The sequence below is a fragment of the Acinetobacter sp. YH12151 genome, from assembly GCF_013418355.1.
Taxonomy (GTDB): Bacteria; Pseudomonadota; Gammaproteobacteria; order Pseudomonadales; family Moraxellaceae; genus Acinetobacter; species Acinetobacter pseudolwoffii.
On sequence record NZ_VPCG01000060.1, the window covers coordinates 1 to 11,284 of the forward strand.

Below are 11,284 nucleotides of genomic sequence, written 5' to 3' on the forward strand. Positions count from 1 at the left end.
CTTGTTGTGGTATTGCCACACTTGCTGCCACATCCTTATTTAAATTTTCTTTATTTTCAATATTTTGATCTGTTGTTGCATGCTGTGGCGTTTGGCTGTCGCATGCTGTAGCGTCAGGGTGTGGCACTGCTGTGGCAGGTGCCACACTTTTTAACTCAATAAGGGTCTGCATACGGTCAATTTGTTGCATCAAACGTTCTTCACGATCTTGATATTTTTTGACTTCATTCTCTAAATGAGCGATGAGTTTTTGTGTTGCGGTATCACTACTTTGTCTCTGTGGTTCAGTCGGTTTAGATACTTGGTCTGGTTCACCAAAGCATCGAATCACTTCGGCAATATCAAATTGGCCATCACTGGAACGTGATAAGCGTCCATTGCGTACAGCTCTGTAGATGGTCGATCGATCGATATTAAACTGTTTGGATACTTCGCTCAGTGAGAGTTTAGCCATTTAATTTTCAAGTCCTATTATTATCTTTGAGAGAAAATAATATAAGCATTAGCATATATTTTATGTCAAAACTGACCTATATATTCGATGTATAAAATATACCGCAGATTTAGAATACTAATTTCAACTATATAATATTTAATGTTTTTTTATAGCTAAAAAACGAAGAAACCCTGCTTGACATAAGTCAAGCAGGGCTCTATATTCGTCGATACGCAGTTATTTGATGAAGCAACATCAAGTAACGAAGATCATAAGGTTTGACGACCGTTATGATTTCACCCAAAGGCTTTTGTACCGAACTCTATTTTCACTGTTATGTGCAGTAATATCAAGCCCAAAATGATAAGTCTTCGTTAGTTAAGTGTTTTTTTTCATCAAATAAGTATCCTAGATCGAGCTTTGCCTTCTTCTGCGTGTCCGTTTTAACGGTTGGCATGCAGTACGTGTGGTAGGAATAAGTGTCACTGGCGTACTGTAGCTATAGTCGAAAGGCTAAACCGCTTACAGGGGAACTTCACATAGGCGGAGCGTTGGGAGTAGTTGCATCGGACTGTTAAGTTGTACGTTGGGGAAACCCTCGCAGAGATACAGCCGTGTAGCGACAGGGAGCGCGTGGAGAGAGGTGCAAAACCTTGAGTCCTTGTCTGCATAGTTTGCAAAGCTATGTGCGGATACGACCGATGCGTGGCTCCGTCAGCCCAATCAGGTTATTCGGCAATACTTAAGGGATGTTGATTTTTCTTAAAATCACGCCCTTAGGGTGAGTATTGCCGAAACTCTCTCAACGTTCACCATCAGCCCGAGCAAAGCGAGGGGTGTGGGGTACTTGAGAGAGTGAGAGCACTTAGTAGAATGCTTTTATTTATCTTTGATCTAATTGATAGTGTCATTTAAACGCAAGAAATAGGGGGTTATAGCTCGATTAACTCTTTTTCTAATCAAAGATATATTCTCAAAATAAGATAGCTTAGATCGCAAACCAGAAAGAAATAGAGATGTTTATAATCATACAAAGATAAACCCAGCCTCTTAAAGAGGACTGGGTTCTTAAAACCACTCGTTTGTACGTATTTATACTGCATCAACAGTTTGAAAATATCCTTGTCGGCCAAGACAATTCATTCTCACGATTGTAGAATCGTTTTAAGACAGTTTTTCAAGTAAATCATGCTAGCCAAAGCATGTTGATACCACTCGATTATTACTTGAAAATTCTGTGTTCATTCACCTTAAACATCACCAACTTATCGGTATAGACTTTCCCAATTAACAGCGCTTACGTTTTTATTCGCTTGAACTGTCTGCAACCTCGATGTAGCAAAGGTTTTGTACTTGTCTGATTCTCTAACACTTCTAAAGATCGTCACCGACCACCACCTCGTTGTTTGCCTAGAATCGCTTTCCTGTGAACCTATCAATCAGAAATTAAATATCTACAACTCAAACGGTGTGAAGTGCGCCCACGTTAGTTTACTTGTCTTTGATTTCAATAAGAATCATTGAAATCGAGTAGTACGCTTATCTCTAACTTAACTAAAATCAATTCCATACTTCGCTAGACCGCAGTTCCAAGTCTTTTCTAGCTTATATTTCCTAGTTAAATTAATAAGGTAAAGCACTTACTCTACGCATATCGACTGCCACCAACTGTTCTGTAGTTGTATGTTGACAGAGCCGACCTTACAGGCTTGAGCTATCCATTGACCGCCAAAGCAAATTGCAACGTATTCCTACGAGTTCAACAATTCACCGTGACGTGCCGAGAAATCCAGTTTAACACCTCATTCCCCTATGACCTCACGATCATCTCAAAAGCCCACCTGTGCGCCCTGACTATGCCCTTACGAAGCATCTGCCAAGCGGTTATTAACGCCCTTAACTCAATCCTTGAGATGGCTCACCGTAACAAATAAAACAGGGTTAATTCACTAAGTTACCAGTCGTATGTTTTAAACGCTGATAACCCGTCAATGCCCGTTTCCGTGTCGCCCTACTTGCATCCTGTAAAAACAGGAACATAACTTTGTAACAGGTAGAAAACGGGATTCACACCCGTCAGCCCCTATCGTAGCCGCACCAACTACCTTTCGGACGTATGCAGCTTCACCGATAAAACTTTTCACAACTTGGCAGGTTGCGAAAAGGGGTAATGTTGTTTGTTCATGGTTGGCAATCCACGAACAAACAATTTAAGGAAAATCGAATGTATGGATTGGCAGTCCAACTGAAAAACAATATCTACAAGAGCCATCTTATGCGTAGCAGATATCATGTCAAGTCAAATTCCCGGAACTGCTTATTATAGAATAGCCAATTTTGGCTATTATCCTTAAAAAAGTGATCTTTTAAGATCACTATTAAAAAAATTATAGGAATATCTTTAAGAATCTACAAATGAGGGTATATTAATCATTAAATTTTTGGACTAAATAAGAAAAAATGATTTATTACACTACTGGCATCAAAGAGTTTACGCATACCACCCTTGCTTGCTTTTCCAAAGGCTATGATTTGGCAATTTTTGTTAAACCAAGCAGTTTTAGTAATGCAGAATCGATGCTTGAGAAATGGAATAATCGTTATGATTTGCTAAATACACCACAACAGCAATATCGGAAGTTTTTGTCCGGACAAAGTACGTTTTCTTGTATCGTGGCGAATGGTTGCTGTTTTCAGAAAGAAAATCTTAGTGAAGCCGATTTTTACCGTTATTTACGTGATAAATCGAAAAGTGAAAATAAATTATATGCACTTAGCACCCCGACTTTGCTTTTGCTTTGTCGTGTAAATGACTTACTTCTACGCTTGCCTGATGGTGAGATTATCCAAAATAAATATAATCATCTTGATTATTTAAATGATCAAATTTCTAAACAGGTTAAAGGTGCTGAAACTTTCGGAAAGATATCCTTAACAATGGGTGAATATACTTTTTTACAGCTTACAAAACGAGCTAAAAGTATCAAAGAATTACAAGAAATGGGTTTAAGTGAAAATACCAAACATGCCACCAACTTTACATGGCGTTTGAAGCAAGAAGCGTTTGAAGCTGTGCGTCAACGTGGCGTTAATTTGGTGAATAGCTTTCAAAAAAATAAATCCAATACTGATGTAAAAGAGCATTTTGAAAAGTACCTTTTAAGCCTTGAGGGCTATATTGGCTACCGTGGTGTACGTGTGCAGATCGGTAAGTTATATGGCATGTTCACTGCCTATTTCCAGTCAAAAATGAACCGTAGTTTTTTAAGTGCAGGTGGACGAAAGTTAAATCTAAGCTATGTCCGTGCATCAACGCCAAAAATTAAAAATAATACTGAAATCTATACCTATTTTAGGGCTATTAAGGATGAAGCTAATCAAAGCTCAAGAGAACTACTTCTTACATGGAAAGGCACTGATGAAGGGAAGAAGTTTTTAGCATCTAAAAGCAGTGACGGCTATGTTTATAGCGATAATTACTACAAGGATATTGAGTGATGGCTAAAACCCCTTATTTCAATAAACGTAAATGGTTAGAGAGCAGACAGGATAAAATTACAGAGCTATATCGTACTGGTAAAAGTTGGCTTGAAATAGTCGAGTATTTAAAAATTTCTCATGCGATGCCTTTCCCCCTGACTGAGCCTGATTTTTTTAAATATTGTGACTTTCTACTTGATGAAGTTGCTACTAATCATCTTGAGCAAAATATTGAGTTACAGCACCATATTAGTGAATTAAAAAAGCAATTTTCTACAGTAGAGAAAGCTAAAGCCGCTTTGTACCAAGAGAATGAAGCTCTTAAAGACAAAAATATAAAATTGACTGCCAGGATCAAGCAGTTGATTGAAGAATCTAAAGAGCAGGATGAAATTATTGAGGCGGGTCAAAACATTAATTCCGAGCAGGCCAACAAGCTTATTAAGCAGATCAATTTAAATAAACAAGTGGAGCAATCTAATACTGCGCTATCACTTAAAAATGAACAGCAGGCTGGAAAAATAGAAAAAATTTCAAAATATATTGATGTTATTCAAGCGGAAATGGATAAGTTTGCAAAGTCAGAGGTAAAGTATAAAGAGCAAATTAAAATAGCTCATGATACGATTTTTAGGCTTAAAGCAATGCTAACAGTGCTACTTATAATATTGTTGGGTTTCGCTTTTAAATCGAATATATTTGCGTAGAAAAGAGGATTTTAAAGAAAGCAAAAAGGCTATCTCAATCTGTAAAGAACTGAGTTGATTAGTCTTAATATTTTGAAATTTGTAGTGTCTTTTATTCTGAAGTATCCCGATGAATTTCGTAAGTAGGGCATAACGTTACTTTGGAGTACACCCCAAAGTAACGTCACTTCTCTCTGAATCCGAAACCTAAAATCAATGTCTTAGAAGCCGTGGAACATCAATTTTAGTATGCTCAAAGAAAGTCTTAGATTTATACGTGACAATAAAAACCCAGTTCTATGCACTGGATTTTTCTATCTGGGGCTTAAAGTTCAAATTTCGAATAAGAGATTTTATGTTAAATAAAAAAGCAGCCTTTGCTGCTTTTTTATTTCTTCCTTTAGAAATTAGAAGCCTTTTTGTCATCGAATAAACTTAATTGCTCTTCCGTGCTCAAATAGTGTTCTAATTTTTGTATTAGGTGCCACATCACTACAGGCGGAATTGCATTCCCAATTTGACGATAAGCATCTCCTTGAGATCCGACAAAATTGAAATTATCAGGAAAAGATTGAATTCTAGCTGCTTCTCTTGGTGAAAATCTTCTGTAAAGCTCCTTTTCAGGATCTACCAGTAAAACAGGATCACGAGAGTTCAAACTAACTTTAGCTAAATGGCTAGTAATAGTGAGACACTGCTCGTTAAGATCTTGTGCTAAGGCCCGTTTCATATTAGGTTTTGCTTTTTTTACACCTTCGACAGCTCTTTGAGAGAAGAAATATTTTTCATCTTCAGGCCATAAACTATCAATTACATCTTTTAGCTTAGATTTTGGTTTTAGCCCTTCACCATGAGTAGAACTTGGAAATTCGAAGGTTTGAGCTAAGTCATTTCTGATACCAATGATAAAAATACGCTCTCTTTTTTGAGGGACCCCGAAGTCACTAGAATTAATTAGTTTATGGCTAATGGTATAACCAATAGACTCAAACTGTTTACAAGCCAAATCAAAGTAATATCCCTGTTTTAGGCGATAGAATCCCTTAACATTTTCTGCAATAAATGCTTTTGGCTTGGTTTCCTCAATAATTCGAGCCATTTCCCAAAAAAGCTGAGATTCTTTCTTTTCAGGTTGTTTACTTGGATTGACTGTTGAAAATGGCTGACATGGGAATCCTCCAACTACGACATCAACTTGACCTCGAAGATGACTTAAATTCAGTTCATTTATATCAATGACTTCAGCTTTATGTGAGAAGTTAGCATTATATGTATTGACTGCTTTTTCATTAAAGTCTGAAGCATGAACGACCTTAAAATTCTGCTTTTTATATCTTTTATTAAGATAGCTAAAACCGCCCAAAATACCTTGGTCAGCACCACCACAGCCACAAAATAAAGATACCACGTTAAACATCTTGGAATGAACCTGAGTGATTAGAGAAAGAGAGGCGGTATGTTAGAGGAATGGCAGAAAGAGTTCCATCTGAATAATGTTTGAATGGATTTTGAATGCGGAATAATTGGACACCATTGTTATGGAATATCACACGATAAATGTAGAACTTATCTTGATGTTGTTCAGCAGCAATCCATTCATTTTTTGTAACGTTAATCACATCCTCCGCAAAGTTTTTAGGCATTGGAGTTGTTCTTCGAGTGGCTTTAACTTCAATATATTTTTCTACAGTATCAGTGTAAGAGTACGACTCAATATCAAATCCTATCCCACGTAGATGAGCTTTATTTTGAACTTTGTGTTCTAAAGCATAAGGTTTTAGTAAGTTTTTCTCATATTCGAAAACGAAAGCCTCACCAGCATCTCCAAGATCTTTTGTATTAGCAAAGCTTCTAGTGATATTTGGATCTATATTAGGGATGTGAGAAAGACCTGATGTTAAAATTTCAGATACATTACTATTAAGCAATTGAGGTGGGACATCAGATATTTTAGATATAAAGAAATCCCATGAAATCTGTAAAGCTTTATAGTTCTGAACTTTATCTAGATCATCATAAGCATAGAAATTAAAATCAGGATCTTTTAAAGCCAAATCAATCATAAACTCAATAAAGTCTCCCTCGTTCAAATTAATTTTATATGAGGTCCCACAAAGAGTGATGATATTTGCTAATTGTAAAAGAGTGAGCTGCTCTTTTACATGTTGATATAAATACGATGATGCTTTGTTATTAGGGTTTGGAATTTCTCTTAATATTTTTGAAGCAACATCTATCTGAATTTGTTTTACTACTTGTTCAGGGGTTGCCTGTCTTGTTAGAACTGATTTTGAATTAAGAACATAATAGCCAATTTGCTTTACATTTAAAAAAATTTTTAGATCATCGCATAGTTTTAAGACTGCTATGAGAAAGCATAATTGTCGTATATTTACACCGAGCTTTATTTGTTCAAATACAGTGTAATTGGCATTCATACCTGAAGGAAACTGCATCTTTAAACATAAATCTTTAAAGAATGCAGGTTGGTCATTGTCTTCTAAAAGTTTTAATGTGCGTTCAGAAATATGTACTACTTTTTGAGCATCAATGTAATACATACCGAATAGTTTCCCTGCAATTTCGGTCCTATGATTATCCAAAGTTTTCTTGGTAGTAGCTTCACCTAAGAGTTGAGCTAGTTCCTGATTAAAAAATTTATCAAAATTTTCTTTAGACGTAGGACATATCTTAGAAATGACAGAAGTATAGTAAGGTAATAAATTATCTAACTCGGCTTGAGCTTTTCCTCGAATAATTGCACAACGAAACTGTTCGGCATGTATGTAAGTCATAGTAATTTATAAAGAATTTCAGCAATTTTTTGTGCTAATAATGGTGGCACAGCATTACCAACCTGTCTATATTGACTAGTACGGTTTCCAATGAAAATAAAATCATCAGGGAACGATTGAATACGAGCACACTCTCTCACAGTGGGAACACGATTTGCTTTGTAATGGAAATGATGGTTATGTCCTGCATCAATTGTGAAGCAAGGCTTTTTACTATTCATTCGAGTCCAAGCAATATTTACTTTCCTTGTTAAGCGTAATTCTTCAGGAAGATCTTTATAGTTACCACCATCTGGAACTAAAGCGATAATATTCTTGGTTTGTTCTTTATGATCAACTGCTTGATGATTATGAATTTTCTTGCTGTTAGCACGCATCAAACTTTGATAGGTATTGATAGGCGGGAATAAATAATCCTCGACTTCTGATCCTAAGGATTCTTCTAACAAAGGTAAATCTGATAGGGCATCACCAGTTGTAACTGGAGAATTAATTTTTAGTGCTTCTAATTCATGAATAGGGAACATTCCATCTCTTAAGCCAATGAAAAAGGCACGCTTTCTGCTTTGTGGAACTCCAAAATCAGCAGCATTTAACTTTAAAACACAAACGTCATATCCAAGCTGATTTAAACCCATGACAATTTGATTTGCAAAGTCACCTTTATTCATGCTGAGAATGTTTGGGACGTTTTCTATAACAACAGCCTTAGGGGAATACTTTTCAACTAGTTTTAAATAACTAACAAATAATGTATTTCTTGGATCGTTAATATCTCGTTTTCCCGCGATAGAAAAGCCTTGGCAAGGTGGACCTCCTAGCATGACGTCAATGTCTTTTATTTCAGAAAAAGCAGGATTATCAATATCAGAAAGATCAATATTATAGGTGCTAGAACCTATAAAGTTTTTGGAAAAAGTTTGGAGAGCAGGTGCATTATTATCTATGGCTGCAACAGTCTGAAAACCTGCTTTATGGAAACCGAGAGACAGGCCACCAGCACCTGAAAATAAATCCAAAGTACGTAAAGACTTCAAATTAAGACCTTTAGAATTAGAAAATCAGAGAGGATGATAGCGAAAGAAATAAGTTCTTGCCTGAAATTTTCTCCAAAAAAAGGTACTCTAATCTAGTAATCTATTAGTCAGATGTTTTTATGAACAAAATCAAAATTGTTAAAGGATATGAATGCTATCCGAAAGATAGAAAAGATAAACCACAAAATTTTGTGGCTACTACAAATGCTAAAGGTGAAATTGTTTCTCTAGAGTTGGAATCAGGAGTAATTCTAGAAAATACTGGCAAGCAACAAAAATGGCAAAATCCTAATAATCAAAAAATGTATGTCATCATTGGTTAAGATTTCCTAAAATTAACATAATACACCTTATGCGAAGTCAAAAATGGGAGCCTTAAGCTCCCATTTTTACTGTATTTTTTTGAAAATTTCGTATAACGGCCATTATGTTAAATGGAAATAAATTTGGTGGAAAGTTCTAGTTTTTTTTAAATAATCAAAGATAAAAGACTATGTAAACTTATTTTACTCTCTAATAAATGTTTTATAATTTCACGACTATATTTTTTATTATTTTCAATGAACTGGATACTATAAAAATGTTTAAGAATATTGCTATTGGGGTTGCTGTTATATTTTCATTATATGGTTGCAGTTCTTCTGCACCTTTAAGAAATCAAGCGCATGTAAAATCGATGTCCCCATCAGATTTTCAAAGATACTTAGATGAAGATATACAGATAAAATCTCAAATTAACCTTCCTCCGCCTCAGACAGAAAATGAAAATTGGGTTGATACTCAAAAGTCTAAATGTAAAATTTTTGCATCTTCAGAATTTAAAAAAAATGATCCTACTGTGAAATTCTATTGGGATGGTGAGTGTAAAGATGGTTATGCAATAGGATTAGGAAGAGAATTTTCTATTGGTAAACAAACCTATGTGGAGGCTATTGGAGAATATGAAGGAGGAAAAAAGCTACCTCAATATTTTTATCAATTTAATAAAGCCAGCAAAATATTCCAGATAGGTCATTATGAAAATTCATCCAAAAATAAAATGTTCTTCCAAGGTATGTTAGATAACAACAATATTTTTAAAAAAAGTATTATTTTTCATGACTATGACCATAAGGATATGTATGAAAAAATGTCTTTTGATGATGCAGGAATACAAGGAAAATTCTATGCAAGTGCAGGTGGGTTAAATATAAGCGAACAGATTTATAATTCTGATCCTTTAGTAAAACAGCAATTAGCAGTGCAAGCGAAACAGAAGAGACTATATACTTTTGAATCTTTTAATAATGGTAGAAAACATTTTATAGATTTGAGTTCTAATACCCCAATTTTAGTAAATCCTTCTCAGAATTTACAGGATTTTATTATAGATAAAATGTCATTTATTGATAAAAAAACAAGTGATTACAATGATGTAGATTTTAAAGATACTTTGAGTGCTGAAAAAAAGGTTAATACTTATATTAATTTAACTTGTACTTCTTCTAGCTATCTTAAAGAAGTTGGAAAAGATAATTATTTTGCAATTTGTTCTCCTTATAAATCTTTAGGAGTGTTTAAAAATCAAATCGAGCAAGGAAAGGCATTTTTAAATCAGCAAAAGCAAAAAAGATTAGCAGATGTACAACAATATATGGCTAATCAACAACTTCAAGCTCAACAAGCAGAACAATTAAGATTAGCACAGCAACAAAAGGCTCAAGAGGGCTGGACTGCTTTATTTAATGCAATTACTGAGGTAAGTAACGGAGTTGCGAATAGCTATAATCAACAAGCAGAAATGTATAGAAATTTCAGTAATAATATGCCTACCCAAAGTTTCCCAGCGCTAAATAAACAAAAGTCTACTTATAACTGTATCAATATTGGGATAAATACGACTTGTAGAGAACAGTAAGAATTTATGTAGAGAATTGCTACGTGGATGAATGAGCAGGATTGCCCTATTAATTTAATGTGATACACGTAAATTCTAGAAAAGAGAGACCTAATGGTTTCTCTTTTCTTAGGCTATGAGTCTTGTGGATAGTTGAACTAATGGTAAGTTTTTCTAAAATTAACATAATACACGTTATACGAAATGCGTTATAATTCTCTTTAGAAATCAATGCTGTAGTTTCTAGTTGATAGCCCATCTTCCCCAAGGTGGGCTTTTTTTATGATTTTTCATGTTCCACGCTCAATAAGTAAGCAATGTTCCACGGGTTTGTTCATCTCAGTTAAACAATCCATATGAACGGTGGTGCAGGATATTATTGCCAATTTTCACCCTATTTCTTCTTGTTTTGTGGTCCTCTAATACTAAATAATTTGATCCGGTGCTTTGCTAATAGAGGTAAATATGTCAAATCAATATCTAATTGATGAAAGTGACAAAGAACGCGAGATTGCTCATGTCGCAGCGCGTGTACTTCAAGAATGCTTTATCGAAGCAAAACAAAATGGTCCTGTTCTTTATGTTGAAAATGATGTCTTAGTGAGCAAAGCACCGAATGGTGAACCAACTGTGGTTAAACACTTATATGGTCGTAATCCAGTTCACCGAGTGGTTAATCGAGGCACTTTTAAAATTAAAAAGCGTCAGGTAGAAGATTGACGTTATTCATCATCGTTGAATACGGCATTTAATACACGCCCAAATAAGCCCCGTTTTTTAGGTTGTGGTGCTGCCATATTTTGCAACGTGGCACGCTGTGGCGTTTGGCTGTCGCGTGCTGTGGCATCTTGTTGTGGTATTGCCACACTTGCTGCCACATCCTTATTTAAATTTTCTTTATTTTCAATATTTTGATCTGTTGTTGCATGCTGTGGCGTTTGGCTGTCGCATGCTGTAGCGTCAGGGTGTGGCAC

General features: G+C 35.3%; 9 protein-coding genes and 1 pseudogene. 5 read left to right on the forward strand and 5 right to left on the reverse strand.

Annotated elements, in window-relative coordinates; all coding sequences use genetic code 11:
- A partial coding sequence (locus FTU82_RS14410) for a plasmid replication DNA-binding protein (protein WP_180101503.1) occupies positions 1-454 on the reverse strand: 454 nt, incomplete at its 3' end.
- Positions 455-2,896: 2,442 nt separating this feature from the next.
- Between FTU82_RS14410 and FTU82_RS14415 the strand changes: the two genes are divergently transcribed.
- Together FTU82_RS14415 and FTU82_RS14420 are read left to right on the forward strand one after the other, a co-directional pair.
- Entirely contained in the window at positions 2,897-3,934 is a 1,038-nt protein-coding gene (locus FTU82_RS14415; RefSeq protein WP_180101505.1) for a hypothetical protein, read from the forward strand.
- Positions 3,934-4,623 (forward strand): hypothetical protein, encoded by a 690-nt coding sequence (locus tag FTU82_RS14420; protein ID WP_180101507.1) that lies wholly within the window; start codon positions 3,934-3,936, stop codon positions 4,621-4,623. The genes FTU82_RS14415 and FTU82_RS14420 overlap by 1 nt, the downstream gene beginning before the upstream one ends.
- Positions 4,624-5,002: 379 nt before the next feature.
- Here the strand turns inward: FTU82_RS14420 and FTU82_RS14425 are convergent, their stop codons facing one another.
- The 3 genes from FTU82_RS14425 to FTU82_RS14435 are packed head-to-tail and all read right to left on the reverse strand — an operon-like array spanning position 5,003 to position 8,434.
- Positions 5,003-6,019: a DNA cytosine methyltransferase gene (locus tag FTU82_RS14425; RefSeq protein ID WP_180101509.1), complete on the reverse strand. Its 1,017-nt coding sequence runs from the start codon at positions 6,017-6,019 to the stop codon at positions 5,003-5,005.
- Complete coding sequence (locus tag FTU82_RS14430) at positions 6,012-7,397, reverse strand: protein NO VEIN domain-containing protein (protein ID WP_180101511.1); 1,386 nt, start codon at positions 7,395-7,397, stop codon at positions 6,012-6,014. The genes FTU82_RS14425 and FTU82_RS14430 overlap by 8 nt, the downstream gene beginning before the upstream one ends.
- Positions 7,394-8,434, reverse strand: a complete 1,041-nt coding sequence (locus FTU82_RS14435; RefSeq protein WP_180101513.1) for a DNA cytosine methyltransferase — start codon at positions 8,432-8,434, stop codon at positions 7,394-7,396. Before FTU82_RS14435 ends, FTU82_RS14430 begins: the two co-directional genes overlap by 4 nt.
- 119 nt (positions 8,435-8,553) lie before the next feature.
- On the opposite strand from FTU82_RS14435, the gene FTU82_RS14440 reads away from it, so the two are divergent.
- The 3 genes from FTU82_RS14440 (at position 8,554) to FTU82_RS14450 (ending at position 11,030) form a co-directional block, all read left to right on the forward strand.
- Positions 8,554-8,757 (forward strand): hypothetical protein, encoded by a 204-nt coding sequence (locus FTU82_RS14440; RefSeq protein WP_180101515.1) that lies wholly within the window; start codon positions 8,554-8,556, stop codon positions 8,755-8,757.
- 257 nt (positions 8,758-9,014) lie between these two features.
- A complete protein-coding gene (locus FTU82_RS14445; protein WP_180101517.1) occupies positions 9,015-10,331 on the forward strand; it encodes a hypothetical protein in 1,317 nt (438 codons plus the stop codon).
- Between the two features lie 444 nt (positions 10,332-10,775).
- Complete coding sequence (locus tag FTU82_RS14450; RefSeq protein ID WP_180101519.1) at positions 10,776-11,030, forward strand: hypothetical protein; 255 nt, start codon at positions 10,776-10,778, stop codon at positions 11,028-11,030.
- A gap of 2 nt (positions 11,031-11,032) precedes the next feature.
- On the opposite strand, the pseudogene FTU82_RS14455 reads toward FTU82_RS14450, so the two are convergent.
- Positions 11,033-11,284 (reverse strand): annotated as a pseudogene (locus FTU82_RS14455) (DNA-binding protein); the annotation flags it as partial.